21 protein-coding genes are annotated in these 22,299 nt (G+C 62.4%); 20 read left to right on the forward strand and 1 reads right to left on the reverse strand.

Going from position 1 to position 22,299, the window contains the following annotated elements:
- Positions 1–14 precede the first annotated feature (14 nt).
- The 4 genes from BCY88_RS07615 (at position 15) to BCY88_RS07630 (ending at position 3,639) form a co-directional block, all read left to right on the forward strand.
- Positions 15–629 (forward strand): class I SAM-dependent methyltransferase, encoded by a 615-nt coding sequence (locus tag BCY88_RS07615; RefSeq protein ID WP_120343660.1) that lies wholly within the window; start codon positions 15–17, stop codon positions 627–629.
- Positions 630–672: 43 nt separating this feature from the next.
- Complete coding sequence (gene dapA / locus BCY88_RS07620) at positions 673–1,587, forward strand: 4-hydroxy-tetrahydrodipicolinate synthase (protein WP_120343661.1); 915 nt, start codon at positions 673–675, stop codon at positions 1,585–1,587.
- Positions 1,588–1,718: 131 nt separating this feature from the next.
- Positions 1,719–2,858: an outer membrane protein assembly factor BamC gene (gene bamC, locus BCY88_RS07625; protein ID WP_120343662.1), complete on the forward strand. Its 1,140-nt coding sequence runs from the start codon at positions 1,719–1,721 to the stop codon at positions 2,856–2,858.
- Positions 2,859–2,865: 7 nt separating this feature from the next.
- Positions 2,866–3,639 carry an MBL fold metallo-hydrolase gene (locus BCY88_RS07630; RefSeq protein ID WP_120343663.1) on the forward strand — a complete coding sequence of 258 codons (774 nt, stop codon included), beginning with the start codon at positions 2,866–2,868 and terminating at the stop codon, positions 3,637–3,639.
- A gap of 143 nt (positions 3,640–3,782) precedes the next feature.
- Here the strand turns inward: BCY88_RS07630 and BCY88_RS07635 are convergent, their stop codons facing one another.
- Positions 3,783–4,481 (reverse strand): Bax inhibitor-1/YccA family protein, encoded by a 699-nt coding sequence (locus BCY88_RS07635; RefSeq protein WP_120343664.1) that lies wholly within the window; start codon positions 4,479–4,481, stop codon positions 3,783–3,785.
- A 299-nt stretch (positions 4,482–4,780) separates the two neighbouring features.
- Between BCY88_RS07635 and ndk the strand changes: the two genes are divergently transcribed.
- The 16 genes from ndk to BCY88_RS07715 all read left to right on the forward strand — a co-directional run bounded on the left by ndk (position 4,781) and on the right by BCY88_RS07715 (position 22,083).
- Complete coding sequence (gene ndk, locus BCY88_RS07640) at positions 4,781–5,206, forward strand: nucleoside-diphosphate kinase (RefSeq protein ID WP_028199528.1); 426 nt, start codon at positions 4,781–4,783, stop codon at positions 5,204–5,206.
- Positions 5,207–5,392: 186 nt separating this feature from the next.
- Positions 5,393–6,544 (forward strand): dual-specificity RNA methyltransferase RlmN, encoded by a 1,152-nt coding sequence (gene rlmN, locus BCY88_RS07645; protein ID WP_120343776.1) that lies wholly within the window; start codon positions 5,393–5,395, stop codon positions 6,542–6,544.
- A 216-nt stretch (positions 6,545–6,760) separates the two neighbouring features.
- On the forward strand, positions 6,761–7,882 hold the full coding sequence (locus BCY88_RS07650) for a helix-turn-helix domain-containing protein (RefSeq protein ID WP_120343665.1): 1,122 nt from the start codon (positions 6,761–6,763) through the stop codon (positions 7,880–7,882).
- An 88-nt stretch (positions 7,883–7,970) separates the two neighbouring features.
- Positions 7,971–9,287 (forward strand): flavodoxin-dependent (E)-4-hydroxy-3-methylbut-2-enyl-diphosphate synthase, encoded by a 1,317-nt coding sequence (ispG, locus tag BCY88_RS07655; RefSeq protein WP_120343666.1) that lies wholly within the window; start codon positions 7,971–7,973, stop codon positions 9,285–9,287.
- 20 nt (positions 9,288–9,307) lie between these two features.
- Positions 9,308–10,648, forward strand: a complete 1,341-nt coding sequence (hisS, locus tag BCY88_RS07660) for a histidine--tRNA ligase (RefSeq protein ID WP_120343667.1) — start codon at positions 9,308–9,310, stop codon at positions 10,646–10,648.
- Between the two features lie 78 nt (positions 10,649–10,726).
- On the forward strand, positions 10,727–11,356 hold the full coding sequence (locus BCY88_RS07665; RefSeq protein ID WP_120343668.1) for a YfgM family protein: 630 nt from the start codon (positions 10,727–10,729) through the stop codon (positions 11,354–11,356).
- A 75-nt stretch (positions 11,357–11,431) separates the two neighbouring features.
- The gene (gene bamB, locus BCY88_RS07670) at positions 11,432–12,577 is read left to right on the forward strand and encodes an outer membrane protein assembly factor BamB (RefSeq protein ID WP_120343669.1); all 1,146 of its coding nucleotides are present in this window, start codon (positions 11,432–11,434) and stop codon (positions 12,575–12,577) included.
- A gap of 415 nt (positions 12,578–12,992) precedes the next feature.
- A complete protein-coding gene (gene der / locus BCY88_RS07675; RefSeq protein ID WP_120343670.1) occupies positions 12,993–14,330 on the forward strand; it encodes a ribosome biogenesis GTPase Der in 1,338 nt (445 codons plus the stop codon).
- A 155-nt stretch (positions 14,331–14,485) separates the two neighbouring features.
- Positions 14,486–14,722, forward strand: coding sequence for an RNA chaperone Hfq (hfq, locus tag BCY88_RS07680; RefSeq protein WP_006051315.1), 237 nt, complete (start codon positions 14,486–14,488; stop codon positions 14,720–14,722).
- A gap of 57 nt (positions 14,723–14,779) precedes the next feature.
- Positions 14,780–15,967, forward strand: coding sequence for a GTPase HflX (gene hflX, locus BCY88_RS07685; RefSeq protein ID WP_120343671.1), 1,188 nt, complete (start codon positions 14,780–14,782; stop codon positions 15,965–15,967).
- Between the two features lie 49 nt (positions 15,968–16,016).
- On the forward strand, positions 16,017–17,405 hold the full coding sequence (gene hflK / locus BCY88_RS07690; protein WP_120343672.1) for an FtsH protease activity modulator HflK: 1,389 nt from the start codon (positions 16,017–16,019) through the stop codon (positions 17,403–17,405).
- 12 nt (positions 17,406–17,417) lie between these two features.
- Positions 17,418–18,320: a protease modulator HflC gene (gene hflC / locus BCY88_RS07695; RefSeq protein WP_120343673.1), complete on the forward strand. Its 903-nt coding sequence runs from the start codon at positions 17,418–17,420 to the stop codon at positions 18,318–18,320.
- A gap of 43 nt (positions 18,321–18,363) precedes the next feature.
- Entirely contained in the window at positions 18,364–18,555 is a 192-nt protein-coding gene (locus BCY88_RS07700) for a DUF2065 domain-containing protein (RefSeq protein WP_120343674.1), read from the forward strand.
- Between the two features lie 239 nt (positions 18,556–18,794).
- On the forward strand, positions 18,795–19,946 hold the full coding sequence (locus tag BCY88_RS07705) for an ATP phosphoribosyltransferase regulatory subunit (protein WP_120343675.1): 1,152 nt from the start codon (positions 18,795–18,797) through the stop codon (positions 19,944–19,946).
- A 202-nt stretch (positions 19,947–20,148) separates the two neighbouring features.
- The gene (locus BCY88_RS07710; RefSeq protein ID WP_120343676.1) at positions 20,149–21,495 is read left to right on the forward strand and encodes an adenylosuccinate synthase; all 1,347 of its coding nucleotides are present in this window, start codon (positions 20,149–20,151) and stop codon (positions 21,493–21,495) included.
- Positions 21,496–21,498: 3 nt separating this feature from the next.
- Positions 21,499–22,083, forward strand: coding sequence for a phosphoribosyltransferase (locus BCY88_RS07715; RefSeq protein WP_120343677.1), 585 nt, complete (start codon positions 21,499–21,501; stop codon positions 22,081–22,083).
- The last annotated feature ends 216 nt before the right edge of the window (positions 22,084–22,299 follow it).

Here is a 22,299-nt window from a genome sequence, read left to right on the forward strand (position 1 = left end):
TTTGCCGCGCTGACATGACGAGTACGCCCGTGACCATGCCGGACGCTTCCTCGCACGGAAACGGTGAACCGTCACGCTGGGCGTGCCACTGGGCGCATCTGATCGCGGCAGGCGGCGCGGTGCTCGATGTGGCGTCTGGGGCGGGGCGGCATGCGCGGTTCTTTGCGTCGTTGGGTCATCCGGTCACCGCGCTCGACCGCGATGCGGCCGCGCTGGACCTGATGCGCGACGAGCCGCGGATCACCACGCTCGCAGCCGACCTTGAAGGCGCGCCATGGCCTTTACCCGCCTGCGCGCAATTCGCCGCGATCGTGGTCACCAACTATCTGCACCGGCCGCTGTTTCCGCAATTGTTGCGCTCGCTTGCGCCCGGCGGCGTGCTGGTTTACGAGACTTTCGCGCAAGGCAACGAAACCGTCGGCAAACCGTCTAACCCGGCGTTTTTGCTCGCGCCGGGCGAGTTGCTCGAGGTCGTGCGAGGTCATCTCCGCGTGGTTGCATTTCAAGATGGATTTCTCGCGCAGCCGCGCCCGGCCTACGTCCAGCGGATATGCGCAATTATGGAGGCGGATCGCTCAGCCGAGCGCGCGCAGGCGGCACCCCCGCCTTGTTACGAGCTGGCTGGCTAATCCGCTACAATCGCGGTTTACCTGATCAAATTCATGGCGTTTCATGACTAACGGCAATCAAAGCAGCACTGGCGGCGTTCAGATTCGCGGCAGCATTCCTGCCATCATTACTCCGATGCTCGAAGACGGCGGCCTCGATCTGCCGGCGTTTCGCAAGCTGATCGACTGGCATATCGAAGAGGGCACGAACGCGCTGGTCGTGGTCGGCACGAGCGGCGAGTCGGCCACGCTGTCGGTCGAAGAGCACGTGCTGATGGTCAAAACCGCAGTCGAGCACACGGCGGGCCGGATTCCGGTGATCGCGGGCTCGGGCGGCAACTCCACCACTGAAGCCATCGAACTCACGCAGCAGGCCAAGGAAGTCGGCGCGGACGCCACCTTGCAGGTTGTGCCGTACTACAACAAGCCGACCCAGGAAGGCATCTATCGCCACTTCGCGAAGATTGCCGAAACCGTCGATCTGCCGGTGATCCTGTACAACGTGCCGGGCCGTACGGTCGCGGACATGAGCAACGAAACGATTCTGCGTTGCGCGCAGGTGCCGGGCATCATCGGTGTGAAGGAAGCGACGGGTAATATCGATCGCGCCGCGCACCTGATCAAGTCGGCGCCGGCCCATTTCGGTATCTACAGCGGCGACGATCCCACGGCGATCGCGCTGATGCTGCTTGGCGGCCACGGTAATATTTCGGTCACCGCGAACGTCGCGCCGCGCGCGATGAGCGATCTGTGCAAGGCCGCGCTTGCCGCGGACGCGAAGACCGCCCGCGAGATTCATTTGAAACTCCTGTCGCTGCATAAGAACCTGTTCATCGAATCGAATCCGATTCCTGCGAAATGGGCGTTGCAGCAATTGGGTCGTGTGCAGGGCGGAATCCGCCTGCCGCTCACGCCGCTCGACGCGCAATACCACGAAGTGGTGCGCGGCGCGCTGCGCGAAGCGGGTCTGCTGGGCTAAGCGCGGGCTTGTCCCGGCAACTCCCAGCTTAACGAAAGCCTGCCACCGGCATTCCCTTAACCGACGTCGATCCAGCCCACGTTCCCGGCACACAGAACCAGGCACCGCGTTCCAGCATCACGAAGGACCTCATGAAACGTTCCGCACTTTCCCTCCACGCAACCCGCATGGCGGCGCTGGCGCTTGCCCTGGTAACGCTCGCCGGCTGTGACACGCTGAACGACTGGTTCGCCTCCGACCGCGTCAACTACAAGGGCGCGGGCAGCGCACCGCCGCTCGCCGTTCCGGGCGATCTGACCACCACGCCGACCGACCAGCGCTACGTGGCGCCGCCGGCCAATCTGGCGCTGGGCGGCTCGCCGCAACGCGCGGTCACGGCAGCGGGCAATTCCACCGAAGGCCAGCCCAATGCGCAGGATCCGCTGGGTATGCACATCGAGCGTGATGGCGATCGCCGCTGGCTGGTCGTCGACGGCCGTACGCCGGAACAACTGTGGCCGCAGTTGCAGGAGTTCTGGCAGGAAAACGGCTTTGCGCTGAAAACCGATGCGCCGGCCACCGGCATCATGAACACCGACTGGGCTGAAAACCGCGCCAATATTCCGGACGACTGGTTCCGTCGCACGATCGGCAAGGTGGTCGACTTCGCCTACTCGTCGGGCACGCGTGACAGCTTCCGCACGCTGGTGTCGCGCGGTCCGGCTGACACCACGGACATCTCGATCACGCATAGCGCGATGGAAGAAATGCTGACGGGCCAGGACAAGACGTCGTCGCGCTGGGAAGAGCGTCCGCGTGATCCGGCGCTGGAAGCGCTGTTCCTGGCCAAGCTGATGCAGAAGTTCGGCCTGACCGACGCGCAGTCGAAGCAACTCCTGACCGACGCCCGTTCGGCCACCGCGCCGGCCACGATCGATCAGAGCGCGGGTGCTTCGACGCTCGACCTGCAGGAATCGTTCGACCGCGCATGGCTGCGCGTGGGCCTCGCGCTCGACCGCACTAACTTTACCGTCGACAATCGCGATCGCTCGAAAGGCATTTACTACGTGCGCTATGCCGACTCCATGCAGGAGTTGAAGAAGGAAGGGCTCTTCGGCAAGCTGTTCTACAGCGGCAATTCGTCGAAGAAACCGGGTCAGGAATTCCTCGTCAATGTGCGCTCGAAGGGCGACACCGTGACGCAGGTGGCGGTGCTGGACGCGAACGGGCAGGTGGATAACTCGTCCGACGCGCAACGCATCGTGACGTTGCTGCACGCACAACTGAACTAAGCGGGCCGTGCGCTTCGCCAGTCTCGGCAGCGGCAGTGAAGGCAATGCCTTGCTGGTGGAAGCGCGAAGCGGCGCGACCACCACGCGCGTTCTGCTCGATTGCGGCTTTTCGGCCAAGGAAGTCGAGCGGCGTTTGGCGCGGCTGGGCGCGGGCGTCGAGGGTCTCGACGCCATTTTGATTACCCATGAACACAGCGACCACATTGGCAGCGCGCTGACGCTGGCGCGCAAGTGGTCGATTCCTTTGTACATGAGCTGGGGCACCGCCCGCGCGGTGGGTGCCGATGAAGCCGACGTCGACCTTCAGGTCTTGTGGGGCGACGAAGCGGTGGCGATCGGCGACCTCAGCATCCTTCCTTACACCGTTCCTCACGACGCCCGCGAGCCGCTGCAGTACGTGCTCTCCAATGGGGCGAGCCGGCTCGGCGTGCTGACCGACGTCGGCACCTCCACGCCGCACATCAGCACGGTGCTGAGCGGCTGCGACGCGCTGGTGCTCGAATGCAATCACGATGTGCGGATGCTGGCGGGCAGCCGGTACCCGCAATCGCTGAAGGCGCGCATTGGCGGCAATCACGGGCATCTGAACAATGAGGCGGCGGCGGAAATCCTGGCCTCGCTCGACCGCTCGCGCTTACGCCATCTGGTGGCCGCGCATCTGAGCCAGCAGAACAACTCGCCGGAACTGGCGCAGGCTGCCATGGCGGGTGTGCTGGGCAGCGCGCCGACCGAAGTGATCGTCGCTTCTCAGGATGAAGGCTTCGCCTGGCTGAGCTTGTGATCTGTCTCTGACTGCCTGTTGTAGCGGGTGTCCGCGCCTTATGGTCGGCGTGCGGGCAGTGCAAAAGAAAAAAGCCCATGACGATTTCTCGCCATGGGCTTTTTTCTTCAAGGCCGGCGCTTGGGTGCCGGGCCTCGTCAGACTTAGTTGCGGTTGCCGCCGAAGATGCCGAGCAGCGCGAGCAGGTTGACGAACACGTTGTACAGGTCCAGATAGATCGCGAGGGTGGCGGTGATGTAATTCGTTTCACCGCCGTTCACGACGCGCTGGACATCGAACAGCATGTAGGCGGAGAAGATCACGATTGCCAGCACCGACACGGTCAGCATCAACGCCGGCAGGTGCAGGAAAATGTTCGCGACCGAAGCCAGCAGCAGCACGATCACGCCCATGAACAGCCACTTGCCGAGACCCGAGAAGTCACGCTTGCTGACCGTGGCGATCGTTGCCATGGAGGCGAAGATCACGCCAGTGCCACCAAAGGCGAGCATGATCAGCGACGGGCCGTTCGAAAAACCGAGCACGAAGCTCAGGATGCGCGACAGCATCAGGCCCATGAAGAACGTGAAGCCGAGCAGCACGAATACGCCAATGGCGCTGTCTTTAGTTTTCTGGATGGCGAACATGAAACCGAAGGCGATCGCGAAGAACGCCAGCATGCTCATGCCCGGGCTCGTGGCGGCGAACAGCGAGAAACCGGTGGCTACGCCTACCCAGGCACCGAGCACCGTCGGAATCATGGACAGTGCGAGCAGCCAGTAGGTGTTCCGTAGTACGCGGTTGCGGGTTTCGACCGTGCTGACCGCGCCATTGCGGCCAAAGCTATACGGATGATCGTTCATGGTCTCTCCTTACCTCAGAAGCGTGTTGCGTAATGGTTGTACTGCGGGTTGGGCAGCAGGTCGTACAGCGCCGGCCGGAATTCTTGCCGCCAGTCGCGGGGTGTTCATCCCTAAGATTGGCGCGCTGGCGGGGAGTTTCAATACCCGGAAAATGTTCACACGGCCTACGCTACCAGTAATCCCCAACTCCTGCTTGGATTCTTTCAATGCTGTAAGGGTTCAATCGCAATCATACACGGGAACATGCTACAATAGCGGATTCATTTGAATCTGTAACCTCTTAATTTTTTGGAGTTTTTATGGCGATCGAACGCACCCTGTCGATTATCAAGCCGGACGCAGTGGCCAAGAACGTGATCGGTCAGATCTACAGCCGTTTCGAAAACGCTGGCCTGAAGATCGTGGCTTCGCGCATGGTTCAGTTGTCGCGCGCTGACGCAGAGAAGTTCTACGCTGTGCACGCCGCACGCCCGTTCTTCAAGGACCTGGTTGATTTCATGATCTCGGGCCCGGTGGTCGTGCAAGCGCTGGAAGGCGAAAACGCGATCCTGAAGCACCGCGACCTGATGGGTGCAACGGACCCGAAGAAGGCAGAAAAGGGCACGATTCGCGCCGATTTCGCCGACAGCATCGACGCTAACGCGGTGCACGGTTCGGACGCAGCTGAAACGGCTGCAGTTGAAATCGCGTTCTTCTTCCCGGAAGTGAACGTTTACTCGCGTTAAGCGGGTTTGAGCGGGTTTTGGTCGTCGTGGCGTGATTCGTACGCAGCCGTTGGATTTGTCGCACGAATCCGCACGAACCGCCCGGCAAAGTAGTAAGGTAAAGCAGCAGGAATGGGCGCGAACGGCATTGCGTTCATGCAGCTTGTTGCATGAACGCAGTCTCGCACTGAAATGGCAGGATTCGATATGACGAGCAGTCCCACCGTCAACCTTCTCGACCTTGACGCCCAAGGGCTTGTCGCTTACTGCGACAGCCTGGGCGAGAAGCCGTTTCGCGCCAAGCAATTGCAGCGCTGGATTCATCAGTACAACGCTGCCGACTTCGACGGCATGACCGATCTGGCGAAGTCTTTGCGCGAAAAGCTCAAAGGGCGTGCCACGATCACGATGCCTGGCATCGTCAGTGACAATATTTCGACCGACGGCACACGCAAGTGGCTGATCGACGTCGGCAACAGCAACGCGGTTGAAACCGTCTACATTCCCGAAGAAACGCGTGGCACGCTGTGCGTGTCGTCGCAGGCCGGGTGCGCGGTCAACTGCCGTTTCTGTTCGACCGGCAAACAGGGTTTCTCCCGCAATCTGACCACCGGCGAAATCATTGGCCAGCTGCGCATGGCCGAGTTCGCGCTGCGCGCAACGCGCGGCACGGACGGTGGCCGTGCCACAGGTGGCGACGGCAAAGGCGAGCGCGTCGTCACGAATGTTGTGATGATGGGCATGGGCGAGCCGCTTCTCAATTACGACGCGGTTGTGCCCGCGATGCGCCTGATGCTGGACGACAACGCCTACGGCCTGTCGCGCCGGCGCGTCACGCTGTCCACCTCGGGCGTGGTGCCGATGATGGACCGGCTCGGCGCGGACCTGCCGGTGGCGCTCGCGGTATCGTTGCATGCGCCGAGCGACCCGCTGCGCGACATGCTGGTGCCGCTGAACAAGAAGTACCCGCTGCGCGAACTGATGGCCGCTTGCCAGCGCTATCTGAAGGTTGCGCCGCGAGATTTCATTACTTTCGAATATTGCATGCTCGACGGCGTGAACGACAGCGAAGCACAAGCACGTGAATTGCTGGCCGTTACGCGTGACGTACCGTGCAAGTTCAACCTGATTCCGTTCAATCCGTTTCCCGAGTCGGGCCTCATCCGCTCGAAGCCGGAACAGATCAAGCGGTTTGCACAAGTGTTGATGGACGCGGGCGTCGTCACCACAGTGCGTAAGACACGCGGCGATGATATCGACGCTGCCTGCGGTCAGTTGGCCGGTGCGGTGAAAGACCGCACGCGCCTTGCTGAGCGCACCGGGAGGGCAGCGAAGGTGATCGAGGTTCGCGCCGTGTAATCGCGTAAGGCGGCAGGGCGCGGCGTTCGGCGGAAAGTGATCCGGGCGCGCAAAACCCCTTCGCGCCATCCGCGATTGAAAAGAAAGTTTGCAGAAGCGATCGGAAGCGGCACACAAGGCCGCGCATTTTGTTATAAACGGTCTGCGATTCGGGCGTGAGGCTTTGGCCCGTCCGGGTTGCACAAGTGAAAAAGAATCGACGCGAAAGGATTTGGGATGAGTGAGCCGCAGCACCCGCAGCCGCAGGACACAGACGGAAATGAAGGCCATCCGGCGCCGGTCGCTCGGGCGGTGGTGCAGCCTGTTACGCAGTCGGGCTCGGCGAGCTTTGACTCATTGGCAGCGGTGGGCGCGCGCTTGACCCAATTGCGTGAATCGAAGGGCTGGACGATCGAAGACGTGTCGGCGCGTCTGAAGGTCTCCGTCATCAAGTTGCGTGCGCTCGAATCGGGTGACATCAGCCACTTGCCGGACACTACCTTCGCGCTTGGCGTGGTGCGCAGCTATGCAAAGATGCTTGGTGCCGATCCCACGCCGTTCACGCAGGCTTTGCGTCGCGAGAAGGGCGTGCCTGCACCGGATCTGTCGATGCCGGCGTCGTCCGGCAAGGATTTGCCGCGCGGCCGTGTATCGTTGTCGCTCGGCGGCAGCGGGCAGAAAAGCCGCTCGTGGCTATGGGGCATTGCGGCGGTCATCGTTGCGGTGATCGCGCTCGGCATGTGGCATACCAACGGCGGCGATTCGTCGGCGTGGCTTGCAAGGTTGAAGGCGAGCGCCAACGGCGCAACGGGTGGCGCGACCGGCGCATCGGGCGCGGTGGCTCAAGCTCAGACGGCCGGCTCCGACGCGGCAACGGATGAGGCTGCTTCCGCGCCGGACACGCAGGCCATCGCGGCGGATAACGCAGCGTCGGCCACGCCGATGCCCGCGCCGCTGGCAACCGGCACGGCGCCGTCATCCGCGCCGGCTGTTACGGCGGCAGCCGTTGCGCCGAAGGCCGGTTCGCAGGTCCCGGCTGCGGCGCCTGGCGCGAGCGCGCCGGTGGTCGCCACGACAGGCGCATCGGACGCGGCGGCAACGCCTGCAGCGGGTGAGGCGATCGTCGCGTTGCGTGTGACTCAGGACAGTTGGTTTAGTGTGCGCGGCAAGGACGGCAAGGAAGTATTCTCCGGCCTCGTGCACGCAGGCGATACGAAAGAGGTGACGGGCGTGGCGCCGTTCAAGGTTACGGTCGGCAACAAGGCGGGTCTCGAGTCGCTTACGCTCGACGGCCAGCCAGTCGATCCGTCGAAATATTCAGCAGCCAAGGGCAACGTGGCGCGCTTTGCGTTGCCTTGATATAGATACGGTATGCGTCGCGGCCAACCGGGTCGCGACGCTTTTTCAATTCAGGCGCCACGTTTTTTGTGTGGTGCATGCGGCGTAAATGGGTTTTTCGATGCAATCCGAAGCTCAATCCCAATCCAGTAGCAAGATCGTTTCAAACGAGCCGGTGTTCGGCGGCCACGCTGAGCGGCGCAGGTCGCACGCGGTCGACGTCCGTTGGGGCGGCCAGCTTGTCACCATCGGCGGCGATGCGCCCGTGCGTGTCCAGTCGATGACGAACACCGACACCGCGGACGCGATCGGCACGGCGATCCAGATCAAGGAACTTGCCCAAGCCGGTTCGGAGCTGGTTCGTATCACGGTCAACACGCCGGAAGCCGCGGCAGCCGTGCCGGCGGTTCGCGAGCAGCTCGACCGCATGGGCGTGTCGGTGCCGCTCGTCGGCGATTTTCATTACAACGGCCATTTGCTGTTGCGCGATTACCCCGCGTGCGCAGAGTCGTTGTCGAAGTACCGGATCAATCCGGGCAATGTCGGCCACGGCGCGAAGCGCGACACGCAGTTCGCGCAGATGATCGAAGCGGCGGTGAAGTACGACAAGCCGGTGCGGATCGGCGTCAACTGGGGCAGCCTCGACCAGGACCTGCTCGCGAAGATGATGGACGAAAATGCTGCGCGTTCCACGCCGTGGGAAGCGCAGAGCGTGATGTACGAGGCTTTGATCCAGTCGGCGATCGGGTCGGCCGAGCGCGCTGTCGAAATTGGCTTGCCGCGCAACAAGATCATTCTGTCGTGCAAGGTCAGCGGCGTGCAGGATCTGATCGCGGTGTACCGTGAACTCGCCCGCCGTTGCGAATTCGCGCTTCATCTTGGCCTGACCGAAGCTGGCATGGGTTCGAAGGGCATCGTGGCGTCGACCGCTGCGTTGTCGGTGTTGCTGCAGCAAGGCATCGGCGACACGATCCGCATCTCGCTGACGCCGGAGCCGGGTGGCCCGCGCACCGGCGAAGTGATCGTCGGCCAGGAAATTCTGCAGACCATGGGTCTGCGCTCGTTCACGCCGATGGTGATCGCCTGCCCGGGCTGCGGCCGTACCACCAGCACGCTATTCCAGGAACTGGCCTCGCAAATCCAGACCTATCTGCGCACGCAGATGCCGGTGTGGCGCGATCAGTATCCTGGCGTCGAAAAGATGCACGTGGCGGTGATGGGCTGTATCGTCAACGGTCCGGGCGAATCGAAGCAGGCGAATATCGGCATCAGCTTGCCGGGTTCTGGCGAAAATCCGGCTGCGCCGGTGTTCGTCGACGGCGAGAAGGTCAAGACGCTGCGTGGCGATAATATCGCGCAAGAATTCCAGCAAATCGTGAGTGACTACGTCGAGCGCCGCTATGGCCGCGCTGAAGCACTCAACTAAATACCGTCAATCGAAGACAGATGACTGAACAGAAGAAAAAGCTCGAAAAGCTGTCCGGCGTGAAGGGCATGAACGACATCCTTCCGCAGGAAGCCGGGCTGTGGGAATTTTTTGAAGCAACCGTCAAGTCGATGCTGCGTTCGTACGGATACCAGAATATTCGTACCCCGATCATCGAGCACACGCAGTTGTTCAAGCGCGGGATCGGCGAAGTGACCGATATCGTCGAGAAAGAAATGTACAGCTTCACCGACGCGTTGAACGGCGAAAATCTGACGATGCGCCCGGAAAACACCGCGGCTGTCGTGCGCGCGACGATCGAGCACAACATGCTGTACGACGGTCCGAAGCGTCTGTGGTACATCGGTCCGATGTTCCGTCACGAGCGTCCGCAGCGCGGCCGCTACCGGCAGTTTCACCAGGTCGGCGTCGAAGCATTGGGCTTCGCCGGCCCGGACGCCGACGCTGAAATCATCATGATGTGCCAGCGTTTGTGGGACGACCTCGGCTTGATCGGCATCAAGCTCGAACTCAATTCGCTGGGTCTCGCAGAAGAGCGGGCGGCACATCGCGTCGAGTTGATCGCATACCTCGAAAAGCACATGGACGTGCTCGACGAAGAAGCCAAGCGCCGCCTGTACACGAACCCGTTGCGTGTGCTCGACACGAAAAATCCGGCGATGCAGGAAGTCGCGCAGAACGCGCCCAAGCTGATCGATTTTCTCGGCGAAGAATCGCGCGCGCATTTCGAAGGCCTGCAGCGCATTCTGAAGGCGAACAACATTCCGTTCACGATCAATCCGCGTCTCGTGCGCGGTCTCGATTATTACAATCTGACCGTGTTCGAATGGGTGACGGACAAACTCGGCGCGCAAGGTACCGTGGCGGCCGGCGGCCGTTACGATCCGCTGATCGAACAGCTCGGCGGCAAGCCGACGGGCGCGTGCGGTTGGGCAATGGGTGTCGAGCGTATCCTCGAGTTGCTGAAAGAAGAGCAACTCGTGCCGGAAGACGAAGGTTGCGATGTGTACGTGGTCCATCAGGGCGACGCGGCACGTGAGCAGGCCTTTATCATCGCCGAGCGTTTGCGCGATACGGGTCTCGACGTGATCCTGCATTGCAGCGCGGATGGTCAGACGGCGAGCTTCAAGTCGCAGATGAAGCGCGCCGACGCAAGCGGTGCGGCCTTTGCGGTGGTGCTTGGCGAAGATGAGATCGCCAACGGCACGGTCGGCGTCAAACCGCTCCGTGATACAAGTTCTAACGGCGGTAAAAACGAGCAACATAACGTGCCCGCCGAAGACTTGACCGAATTTCTAATCAATGCGATGGTTGCAACCGCCGAAGACGGCGACGACTGATCGCGATGTCGTCGAGCCGGTTGAGTGCCAATCAGGCTCGACACATACACGTATCCAGAATGAGGAAATCGCCGGGCGATGAGTTACCACGACGAACAAGAATCGATTGAAAGTCTGAAGGCATGGTGGACGCAGTGGGGCAATGCCACCACGTGGATCGTGCTGGTGGCATTGGTTGCCGCAGCCGGCTGGAACGGCTGGAATTTCTGGCAGCGGCGTCAGGCGGCGGAAGCCGCGGTGCTGTACGACCAGGTGCAGCAAGCGGTGGCATCGGGTGACAAGGCGAAGATCACGCGCGTCGCCACCGATATGGAAGACAAGTTCAGCGGCACCGCGTATGCGCAGATGACCGCGCTGGGCGCAGCCAAGGCGCTGTACGCCGCGGGTGACGAAGCCGCCGCGAAAGCGCAGTTGCAATGGACCATCGATCACGCCAAAGACGACGAGTTCAAGCAGATTGCCAAGCTGCGTCTGGCTTCGCTGCTGCTCGACGACAAGGCTTACGACCAGGGCCTCGCACTGCTCGCCGAACCGCAATCCGACGCGTTCAAGGGCATTGTGGCGAATGGCCGCGGTGACCTGCTCGCTGCACAAGGTAAGCGTGACGATGCACGCGCGGCCTATAAGCTCGCGCTTGATTCGCTGTCGAAAAACGATAGCTCGGCTCGCCAGTTGATTCAGTTCAAGCTGGACGCGCTGGGCGGCTAATCGCCGCATGCAGCGCGCCGCATGTAACGACCAACCGGTCTCCTTTAATTAATTTCCTGAATGCTTCGTCCACCGATGAATCTGCTGAAACGTTACGCTGTGCCCGTTGCCTGTGCGATGACCGTCCTCACCATGGCGGCTTGCTCATCCACGAAAGACGAGCGCCGCGTGCCGACGCCGCTCACCGAGTTCAAACCCGTGCTCGACGTGCAGCAGGCGTGGAAGGCCAGCGTGGGCAAGGCGGGGCGTTACCTGTTCGCTCCAGTCGCGGTCGGCAACGCGGTGTACGCGGCCGGCGCGAACGGCTCGGTTGCGAAGATCGATGCGCAAACCGGCCAGGACGTCTGGCGCGTCAAGCTGCATGACGACCTCTCGGCAGGTGTCGGCAGCGACGGCACGCTCACAGCGGTTGGCGGCCTGAAGGGCGACGTCTACGTGCTCGGTGCTGACGGCAAGCAATTGTGGACTGCCAAGGCGCCCGGCGAAATCATCTCGCCGCCGCTGGTCGGCAACGGCCTCGTGGTGGTGCGCACGGTCGACGGTCAGATCGTTGCCTTCAATGCGCAAACCGGTGAGCAGAAGTGGAACTACCGTAACCGCGCGGTGCCGCTCAACCTGCGCGTCTCGTCGGGTATGACGTTCGCGGGTGACGCGGCTGTTCTGGCAGGTTTCCCGGGCGGCGCGTTCGCCGCGATCAATCTGCAGACCGGCGACAACTACTGGCAGACGCCGGTGTCGTATCCGAAGGGCGTGACGGAGGTGGAGCGTATCAATGACGTGACCGGTCCGCCCACCCTGGTCGGCTCGCAAACCTGTGCCGTGACGTTCCAGGGCCAGATTGGCTGCTTCGACGCAAACTCTGGCCGCGCGCTGTGGGAAAAGGCGTTCTCGAGCACGAGCGGCCTGGCGCAGGACGACCGCGCCGTGGTGGCGGCCGACGACTGGTCGGTGGTGTCGGCATTCGACGCCACCAACGGCGCGCCGCTGTGGAAGAACGACAAGCTGAAGAACCGTGACCTCAGCGTCCCGTTCATCCTGGGTCACGCGGCTGTGCTGGGCGACTATCAGGGTTACGTGCACTTCCTGTCGCGCGACGACGGCACGCTCGTGGCCCGTATGAAGACCGACGGCAGCGCGATTACCGCGGCGCCGGTGCTGGCCGGTGAAACGCTGGTCGTGCAAACGCACGACGGCGACCTGTACGGCTACCGCCCGCGTTAATCGCGCAGGCAAATAAGTAGTGAGGCGTGCAGGCCGGCTTTGCCGGCCGCACGCGTTTTTGTGGTGCAGCAGCTTAACTAGAAGAATTCCGCCGGACTGGCTGGTCCGGCAAGTCGGATCAGAAACGGCCCATGTGGCCATCGGTGGCTGCTTGCGGCGCCACCTTCGACGGCATCGCTGAGAATCGTACCGAACTGGCGTGCGAGCCGTTGAGCAAGAAAGACTGAACCTGGCGGCCCATTGGCGCCGCCCCATACAGCCAAACTCTCGTCCGCCCGGGTGCGCATATTTGCAGCACATCCGGGACTGGCCGAATTCGTGATAATTTTCGTCAAACGCTGCCGTGTAGCGGCCGCATGGCGTCGCTACGCGGGCGGTCGATTTCGATCCCGCGTTTCACCGTGAACAACATCTGATGAAACCCGTTATTGCCCTGGTTGGGCGCCCCAATGTGGGGAAATCCACGCTATTCAACCGTCTCACGCGTACGCGTGACGCGCTGGTTGCCGACCTGCCCGGTCTCACCCGCGATCGCCACTATGGCGAAGGTCGCGCCGGCGACCGGCCGTATCTGGTCGTCGATACCGGCGGTTTCGAGCCGGTCGCGAAAGACGGCATCTTGCACGAGATGGCGCGTCAAACCCGCCAGGCGGTCGAAGAATCGGACATCGTCGTGTTTATCGTCGACGGCCGCAACGGTCTCGCACCGCAAGACAAGACGATCGCCGACTACCTGCGTAAGGTCGGCCGGCCGATCTTCCTCGTCGTCAACAAGGCGGAGGGGATGAAGTACAGCACGGTGGCGGCCGACTTCTACGAACTCGGTCTTGGCGACCCGCGCGCGATTTCCGCGGCGCACGGCGACGGCGTCACTGAAATGATCAACGAGGCACTCGGCGTCGCGTACGCCGGGCAGCCGGAAGAGAGCGACGAGGAGAAGAAGGCGCACGGCGTGAAGATTGCGATCGTGGGCCGGCCGAACGTCGGCAAGTCGACCTTGATCAATGCGCTGGTGGGTGAGGAGCGCGTGATCGCGTTCGACATGCCGGGCACCACGCGCGATTCGATCTACGTCGACTTCGAACGTCAGGGCAAGCCGTACACGCTGATCGACACAGCCGGGTTGCGCCGCCGCGGCAAGGTGTTCGAAGCGATCGAGAAATTCTCGGTGGTGAAAACGCTGCAGGCGATTTCGGATGCGAACGTCGTGATCCTGTTGCTCGATGCGCGTCAGGACATCTCGGAGCAGGACGCGCACATTGCCGGCTTCGTGGTCGAGCAGGGGCGCGCGCTGGTGGTGGGCGTGAACAAATGGGACGGCCTCGATCCGCATGTGCGCGACCGCACCAAGGCGGACATCGAGCGCAAACTAAAATTTCTCGACTTCGCCAAATTCCACTTCATTTCCGCTGCGGAACAGACCGGAATCGGCCCGCTGATGCGCTCGGTCGACGACGCCTACAAGGCTGCCATGACCAAGCTGCCGACGCCCAAGCTGACGCGCGCGCTGATCGAGGCGGTGGAGTTCCAGCAACCGCGCCGACGCGGTCCGGTGCGCCCGAAACTGCGTTACGCGCACCAGGGCGGACAGAATCCGCCGATCATCGTGATTCACGGAAATGCGCTCGATGCGATCACCGAAACGTACAAACGCTACCTCGAAAACCGCTTCAGGGAAACTTTCAAGCTGACAGGGACTCCATTGCGCATAGAGTTCAGATCGTCGACGAACCCTTACGCGGACAAAGGCTGAAATCCAGGCTGAAACCCGCGTGCGTGCTGGGTTTGGCCGCGAGGGCCGCCTGCTCGCGCAGAAATGAAAATCGGCTATAGTGTAGCGGTTGGCGACGGATCCCTTTTTCCTTCGTCGTCAATTCAGTCAACCTGCAAAAAAATACGGAGTTTGCTATGAGCAACAAAGGGCAATTGTTACAAGACCCGTTTTTGAACGCACTGCGTAAAGAGCATGTGCCGGTGTCGATCTACTTGGTCAACGGCATCAAGCTTCAAGGGAACATCGAATCGTTCGACCAGTACGTCGTGTTGCTCCGGAATACGGTCACCCAGATGGTTTACAAGCACGCCATTTCGACTGTCGTGCCTGCCCGTCCGGTGAATTTCCACCCGGATTCCGAACAGTCCTAACCCCCGTCGCGGCCGGCGTAGCGTCGCCCGTTGGCGATAACTCCCGGCCGCCTCATTTTGATACCGTCCAATTTGATCAATGCAGCGCTTGTCGGCATCGACTTCGGTAAGATCGATTTCGAAGCCAGTCTGGAAGAACTCAGCCTGCTCGCGCAAAGCGCGGGCGCGAACCCCTTAGTCACCCTCACGGGGCGCCGGTCCAGTCCCGATGCCAAGATGTTCGTCGGCAGCGGCAAGGCCGAAGAACTGCGTCTTGCCTGTGAGGCGAACGACATCGAGCTCGTCATTTTCAATCACGCTCTCGCCCCTGCGCAGCAGCGCAATCTGGAGCAGGCGCTTAATCGCCGCGTGATTGATCGCACGAGCCTCATCCTCGATATTTTTGCGCAGCGCGCCCGCAGCCACGAAGGCAAGTTGCAGGTGGAGCTCGCGCAATTGCAGTATCTATCGACGCGGCTAATCCGCGCATGGACCCACCTTGAACGCCAGAAAGGCGGTATCGGCTTGCGCGGCCCAGGCGAAACGCAGCTCGAAACCGACCGCCGTTTGATCGGCGAGCGCATCAAGGCGCTCAAGACGCGGCTCGAGAAACTGCGCCGTCAGCACGGCACGCAGCGCCGCGCGCGCAGCCGTAATCAGACCATGTCCGTGTCGCTCGTCGGCTATACGAACGCGGGCAAGTCGACGCTTTTCAATGCGCTGACAAAGGCCCAGGCGTACGCCGCCGACCAGCTGTTCGCCACGCTGGATACCACGTCGCGCCGCGTCTATCTGGGCGACGAGGCCGGCCAGGTGGTGGTGTCGGACACGGTCGGTTTCATTCGCGAATTGCCTCACCAACTGGTGGCGGCTTTCCGCGCCACGCTCGAGGAAACCATTCACGCCGATCTCCTGCTGCATGTGGTCGACGCGTCGAGCGCCGTACGCCTCGATCAGATCGACCAGGTGAACGAGGTGTTGCACGCAATCGGTGCGGACACGATCCGTCAGGTGCTGGTCTTCAACAAGATCGACGCCGTACCGGAGCTGGCGGCGCGTGGCGACACGGTCGAGCGGGATGAGTATGGTAATATTTCGCGCGTCTTTTTGAGCGCGCGCACGGGGCAAGGGCTGGATACATTGCGCGCTGCCATCGCTGAAATCGCTACTGCCGAACCTCTCTCCGATACGCTGGTCGATCTGTCGGAAGAAGACCGGTCGGCGGCACCGCGCGAGGACCGTAAGGTCCCAGAACTCGGGCACTGACCCGCTCCAATTGCACTGACCCGCTGTCTACTCTGGTGAACGAACACAGGTGAACGATTACAACGAGCGGAGTATCTGGCTGCGCATGCGCGCCATGCTTTCACTGAACGATCCGCGCTGGGGCCGGGGCGACGGCAATGGCGAGCGCCAACGGCCCAACGAACCCAAACGTCCACCGACCAAGGATGGTGAAGGGCCGCCCGATCTCGACGAGATGTGGCGCGATTTCAACCGCCGTTTGAGCCGGGTGTTTGGCCGCAAGGGCGGCGGTGCGGGTGGCGGTGGCCGCCCGGACAACGGTCGCGGTGCGCGTATCGGCGTGGGCATTGTGATCGGCGTGTTGATCGCGATCTATCTCGGCAGCGGTGTGTTCGTCGTGCAGGATGGTCAGGCCGGCGTCGTGATGCAGTTCGGCAAGTATCGCTATACGGCGGGACAGGGCGTGCATTGGCGCCTGCCGTATCCGTTCGAAGCGCATGAGCTCGTCAATATCGGCCAGATCCGCCAGGTGGAGATTGGCCGTAACAACGTGGTGCGTCTTGCCAACGTGAAAGACGCGTCGATGCTCACGCACGACGCCGATATCGTCGACGTGCGTTTTGCCGTGCAGTACCAGGTGAGCAAGCCGACCGATTATCTTTTCCGCAGCGTCGATCCCGATCAGAGCGTCATGCAGGCCGCCCAGGCGGCGGTGCGCAGCATCGTCGGCGCGCGCAGCACCAACGACATCCTCTATCAGGACCGCGAAGCAATTCGCCAGCAACTGACAGCGTCGATTCAGCAATCCCTGGATGAATACCAGTCCGGTCTCACCGTGACGGGCGTCACGATTCAGGGCGTGCAGGTGCCCGACCAGGTGCAGGCCGCTTTCGACGATGCCGCCAAGGTGCGTCAGGACAACGAGCGCGCCAAACGCGAGGCGCAGGCCTACGCGGCCGAACTGCTGCCGCGCGCCCAGGCCGACGTCGCGCGTCAGGTCGACGAAGCGAAAACGTATAGCGACAAGACCGTGGCTCAGGCGCAAGGCGACGCTGAACGCTTCAAGCAGGTCTACGCGCAGTACTCGAAAGCGCCTGCGGTGATTCGCGAGCGTATGTACCTGGAAACCATGCAGCACATCTATTCGAATACGACCAAGGTGTTTGTGGACAGCAAGAGCGGCAACAACGTGCTGTATCTGCCGCTCGACAAGCTGGTCGAGCAGACGCGTCAGCGCGTTGCCGACGCTGCAGCGGCCGCTTCCGGCGCTGCAGCTGCGGCGGGTGCCTCCGCCCCGCAAGGCACAGGCACCGCTGCACCATCCGTAGCCGCGCCTTCTGCCGCTGCTTCCACACCCGCCGCGGTCGCGACGCCTGCCAGCCAGGCTGCAGCCAGCAGCGACGCACTCCGTTCGCGCGACTCCTTCCGCAGCCGTATGCGTGAAGACGACGTTCAATAAGGAGCGCACACCATGAACAAGATCATTGCGCTCGTCGTTGCCTTAGTCATCGTGCTGTTTGCCGCGTCGTCGATGGTATTCGTGGTCGACCAGCGGCATATGGCCGTGCTGTCCTCGCATGGCGACACCGCGCCCGTCTTGCTGGGCCCGGGTCTTCACGTGAAGCTGCCGCCGCCGTTGCAAACGGTCACGCTGGTCGATAACCGCATCCAGTCGCTCGACGCGCCGGATGAAGATCGCTACGTCACGTCGGACAAAACCGATCTGCTGGCCAACCCGGTCATCAAATACCGCGTGACCGACCCGCTGAAGCTGCTCGCCGAAACCAAGGGCGATGTGCAAAGCCTGTCGGATCGCCTCGCGCTGCTCTCGCGTGGCGCACTCGGCGACGCGTTCGCCAAGGTCACGCTGACCGACGCGCTGGCGAAGCAACAAGCCGTTGCCGACGAAGCCCGTGGCGCGATGGACAAGGCCGCCGCATCGCTGGGCGTTTCGGTGCTCGACGTGCAGCTCACGCGCGTCGACTTTCCGGCAGCGATGGCCGACTCGGTCTACAAGCGGATGATCGCCGCGCGCGAGCAACTGGCAGCCGACGAACGCGCGAAGGGTACGGCCGAGGCCGACCAGATCAAGGCGGACGCCGTCGGGCAGCAACAGGCGATTCTCGCGGACGGCTATCGTCAGGCGCAGACCATCAAGGGCGAGGGCGACGCCAAGGCAGCGGAAATCGCGGCCGCGGCATACGGCAGCGACCCGCAGTTCTACCAGTTTTATCAAAGCATGCAGGCGTACAGGAACACCTTCAAGCCAGGCGACGTGATCGTGGTCGACCCGAGCAGCGAGTTCTTCCGCTTCATGCGTAGCCCGACCGGTGGCGCCGCCCCGGACGCTTCCGCGGCACCGCGCAAACACTGATAACCGGAACGCCGCGGCATCCGCATCGCGGCCCTTCATTCGCATGGACATAGCCGGCTCGTTACTGCTCGCGATCGCATTGATGCTGATTATCGAAGGGATGTTTCCCTTCGTTTTTCCGAGCGCCTGGCGCGATACGTTCCGCAAGATTGCGGAGCGGCCCCCGCATCAGATTCGCGTCGGCGGGCTGCTCGTGATGGTGCTCGGGTTGATCCTGCTGTTCATCGTGACCTGATGGGGCGCTTGCACGGTACGCTGTGCAGCGTACCGTTGCATTAGCGATATGCGCTGCCGGAGCAGCGTGGCAAGAGCGTTGCCTTAACGAGCGCTCCGGCGCGGATGAAGGCCGGCTGAGGGACTGCGACGAGCCGCCCTCGTGCCCGCTACAGCCGCCAAAATAAAGCTGTTGCCCGCCATTCACACTCACTTACCGGCGCACCCAGCCGCCGTGTTCAACGTCGTAGGACTGTATCGATGTCGACCTGGTTACTTCCCGAGAATATTGCCGACGTGCTGCCGTCGGAAGCCCGCAAGATTGAAGAATTGCGGCGCCGTCTGCTGGACCGTTTCCGTTCGTACGGCTACGAAATGGTCATGCCGCCGCTGCTCGAGTACATCGAGTCGCTGCTCACCGGCGGCGGTCACGATCTGAACCTGCGTACATTCAAGCTCGTCGATCAGATGTCCGGGCGCACGCTCGGTCTGCGCGCCGACATTACGCCGCAGGTCGCGCGTATTGATGCGCACCTGCTGAATCGGCAGGGCGTGACGCGCCTTTGCTATGCCGGCAACGTCGCGCATACGCGTCCACGTGGCCTGCATGCCACGCGCGAGCAGATCCAGATCGGCGCCGAAATCTACGGTCACGCCGGTCTTGAAGCGGATCTGGAAATCCAGCAGTTGATGCTCGACGCGCTGCGTCTGGCCGGCCTCGCGAAAGTGCGGCTCGATTTGTGCCATGCAGGTGTACTCGCCGCGCTGATCGAAGCGGAGCCTGCTGCGGCCGAGCTGGGTCAATCGCTCTACGATGCGCTGGCGGGCAAGGACGTGCCGCGCCTCGTCGAGCTGACCGCCAATCTCACGCCGGTGACGCGTGACGCATTGCGCTCGCTGCCCACGCTCTACGGCGACGCCTCGGTACTCGACGAAGCCCGCGCCCGCTTGCCGAACGCACCGGCTATTGCCCGCGCGCTCGACGACCTCGCGTTCCTCGCGAGCCAGGTGGACGGCGCCGAAGTCATGATCGATCTCGCCGATTTGCGCGGCTACGCGTACCACAGCGGCGTGATGTTCTCGGCGTATGTCGACGGCGTGCCGAATGCAGTTGCGCGTGGCGGCCGTTACGACCACGTCGGCCAGGCCTACGGTCGCGCCCGCGCGGCTACCGGCTTCTCGCTCGATCTGCGCGAGGTTGCCCGTATTTCGCCCGTCGAGGCCCGCAGCAGCGCGATTCTCGCGCCGTGGCAGCACGACGACGCGCTGCGCGCGAGTGTCGCCGCACTGCGCGATGCCGGCGAAGTCGTGATCCAGGCGTTGCCGGGTCACGAGCACGATCTGGACGAATTCGCCTGCGACCGCGTGTTGGTCGAGCGCAACGGCGCGTGGATCGTCGAACCCCGTCCCTGAGACTGATTAGCCGGACCGCCCGCGGGGTGACCCGAGGGCATTTGAGAAGGCGTCCAAAGCGTCGCTGAACGTAGCGCGGCCACTCGCCGCGCTATTTTCGATATACCCACCATAACGTGCATACCGTTGAGCGGAAACGGAAAAATTCGGAAGGTTCCGCGAACATAGGTAGAATACGTTTTTAACCAGCTTACGAAACAACATGTCTGCCAGCGCAGTGAATGTGAACCCCGGGCGCAACGTCGTCGTCGTGGGGACCCAGTGGGGTGATGAAGGCAAGGGCAAGATCGTCGACTGGCTGACGGACCACGCCCAAGGCGTCGTTCGCTTCCAGGGCGGTCACAATGCCGGTCACACGCTTATCATCGGCGGCAAGAAAACCATCTTGCGTCTGATTCCGTCAGGCATCATGCATCCCGGCGTCGCGTGCTACATCGGTAATGGCGTCGTGTTGTCCCCGGAAGCGCTGTTCAAGGAAATTGGCGAGCTCGAAGCCGCCGGGGTCGATGTTCAGAATCGCCTCTTCATTTCCGAAGCCACCACCCTGATCCTGCCGTACCACATTGCCATCGACCAGGGCCGCGAAGCGCGCCGTGGCGCGGGCAAGATCGGCACCACCGGCCGTGGTATCGGCCCGGCCTATGAAGACAAGGTGGCGCGCCGCGGTTTGCGCGTGCAGGACCTGTTCGAGCCGGAGGCTTTTGCCGAACGTCTGCGTGAAAACCTCGATTACCACAACTTCGTACTGACGCAATACCTGGGCGTCGCCGCGGTCGATTTCCAGCAAACGCTCGACACGATGCTGAGCTATGCCGACCGTCTGAAGCCGATGGTGACCGACGTGTCGCGTCGTCTGTACGACGAAAACGCCAAGGGCAACAACCTGCTGTTCGAAGGCGCGCAAGGCACGCTGCTCGACATCGACCACGGCACGTACCCGTTCGTTACGTCGAGCAATTGCGTGGCCGGTGCGGCTACCGCCGGCGCGGGCGTCGGTCCGCAAAAGCTGAACTACATTCTCGGCATCACCAAGGCATATTGCACGCGTGTTGGTTCGGGCCCGTTCCCGAGCGAACTGTACGACGCGGATAACGCCGCGCGTCAGGAAGCGATCGGTCTAGAACTCGCCACCGTCGGCAAGGAATTCGGCTCGGTCACCGGGCGTCCGCGCCGTACCGGCTGGCTCGACGCCGCCGCGCTGCGCCGCTCGATCCAGATCAACGGCGTGTCCGGGCTGTGCATGACCAAGCTCGACGTGCTCGATGGCCTCGACGAAGTGAAGCTATGCATCGGCTACACGGTCGACGGCAAGCCGGTCGACCTGTTGCCGCGCGGCGCATCGGAAGTCGCGCGTTGCGTGCCGGTGTACGAAACCTTCGCGGGCTGGAAGGAAAGCACCGTCGGCATCACGGAATGGGACAAGCTGCCGGCCAGCGCGCGCGCGTATCTGACGCGTGTGCAGGAAGTCGCGGGTATTCCGATCGACATGGTGTCGACCGGTCCGGATCGCGACGAAACAATTCTGCTTCGTCATCCGTTCAAGGTTTAAGCCATGGTTCAAGGTGTACCCATGATTGCGATGAAAGATCCGCGCAACGACGACAAGAACCTGTGGGTCGGCTGGGACGAGTATCACCGGCTGATCGAACTGCTGGCGTTGCAGGTGCACGAGTCGGGCTGGAAGTTCGACAAGATTCTGTGTCTCGCGCGCGGTGGCTTGCGCGTTGGCGACCAGCTTTCGCGGATTTACGATCTGCCGCTGGCGATTCTCGCCACCAGTTCGTACCGCGAAGCGGCCGGTACGGAGCAGGGCGAACTCGACATCGCGCAATACATCACGATGACGCGCGGCGAGCTGCACGGCAACGTGCTGCTGGTAGACGATCTGGTCGATTCCGGCGTGACGCTGGCGCGTGTGCAGCAGCATCTGAAAGATCGCTATCCCGCGATCACGGCGGTGCGCTCGGCGGTGCTCTGGTACAAGGGCTGTTCGAAAGTGAAGCCTGACTACCACGTGCAGTATCTGCCCACCAATCCGTGGATTCACCAGCCGTTCGAGGAATGGGACACGGTTCGTCCGCATAATCTCGGCGCATGGATCAAGCGCGGTATGCAGCAGGAGTCGTCGGGTACGTGATGCGGGCTGCGGCGCGCCATACCGGTCGCGTCGTATTTCGTGCAGTGCCTGTAAAACGGAGCCCGATCGGGCTCCGTTTTTTTTGCGCGTCCGTGCGCGCCGTGCGCATCGCAGGTGCCTTGCGAATGGTGCCTTGCAGAACTAGCGCGTCTGTACTGGTGAAAGGTCTGGTGCAGCAGACGTGCCCAAATCGCAGTGCTACACTTCGCGGACCAT

Source organism: Paraburkholderia fungorum (genome assembly GCF_003610895.1).
Lineage (GTDB): Bacteria > Pseudomonadota > Gammaproteobacteria > Burkholderiales > Burkholderiaceae > Paraburkholderia > Paraburkholderia fungorum_B.

What these genes read in the sequence shown, in the direction of transcription:
- ispG (WP_120343666.1), top strand. Translation starts at nt 7,971, where the DNA reads ATGGGTTTTTCGATGCAATCCGAAGCTCAATCCCAATCCAGTAGCAAG.
- BCY88_RS07700 (WP_120343674.1), top strand. Translation starts at nt 18,364, where the DNA reads ATGGACATAGCCGGCTCGTTACTGCTCGCGATCGCATTGATGCTGATT.
- BCY88_RS07715 (WP_120343677.1), top strand. Translation starts at nt 21,499, where the DNA reads ATGGTTCAAGGTGTACCCATGATTGCGATGAAAGATCCGCGCAACGAC.
- BCY88_RS07650 (WP_120343665.1), top strand. Translation starts at nt 6,761, where the DNA reads ATGAGTGAGCCGCAGCACCCGCAGCCGCAGGACACAGACGGAAATGAA.
- hfq (WP_006051315.1), top strand. Translation starts at nt 14,486, where the DNA reads ATGAGCAACAAAGGGCAATTGTTACAAGACCCGTTTTTGAACGCACTG.
- hflC (WP_120343673.1), top strand. Translation starts at nt 17,418, where the DNA reads ATGAACAAGATCATTGCGCTCGTCGTTGCCTTAGTCATCGTGCTGTTT.
- bamB (WP_120343669.1), top strand. Translation starts at nt 11,432, where the DNA reads ATGAATCTGCTGAAACGTTACGCTGTGCCCGTTGCCTGTGCGATGACC.
- BCY88_RS07705 (WP_120343675.1), top strand. Translation starts at nt 18,795, where the DNA reads ATGTCGACCTGGTTACTTCCCGAGAATATTGCCGACGTGCTGCCGTCG.
- BCY88_RS07710 (WP_120343676.1), top strand. Translation starts at nt 20,149, where the DNA reads ATGTCTGCCAGCGCAGTGAATGTGAACCCCGGGCGCAACGTCGTCGTC.
- hisS (WP_120343667.1), top strand. Translation starts at nt 9,308, where the DNA reads ATGACTGAACAGAAGAAAAAGCTCGAAAAGCTGTCCGGCGTGAAGGGC.
- rlmN (WP_120343776.1), top strand. Translation starts at nt 5,393, where the DNA reads ATGACGAGCAGTCCCACCGTCAACCTTCTCGACCTTGACGCCCAAGGG.
- der (WP_120343670.1), top strand. Translation starts at nt 12,993, where the DNA reads ATGAAACCCGTTATTGCCCTGGTTGGGCGCCCCAATGTGGGGAAATCC.
- BCY88_RS07665 (WP_120343668.1), top strand. Translation starts at nt 10,727, where the DNA reads ATGAGTTACCACGACGAACAAGAATCGATTGAAAGTCTGAAGGCATGG.
- ndk (WP_028199528.1), top strand. Translation starts at nt 4,781, where the DNA reads ATGGCGATCGAACGCACCCTGTCGATTATCAAGCCGGACGCAGTGGCC.
- BCY88_RS07635 (WP_120343664.1), bottom strand. Translation starts at nt 4,481, where the DNA reads ATGAACGATCATCCGTATAGCTTTGGCCGCAATGGCGCGGTCAGCACG.
- dapA (WP_120343661.1), top strand. Translation starts at nt 673, where the DNA reads ATGACTAACGGCAATCAAAGCAGCACTGGCGGCGTTCAGATTCGCGGC.
- bamC (WP_120343662.1), top strand. Translation starts at nt 1,719, where the DNA reads ATGAAACGTTCCGCACTTTCCCTCCACGCAACCCGCATGGCGGCGCTG.
- BCY88_RS07615 (WP_120343660.1), top strand. Translation starts at nt 15, where the DNA reads ATGACGAGTACGCCCGTGACCATGCCGGACGCTTCCTCGCACGGAAAC.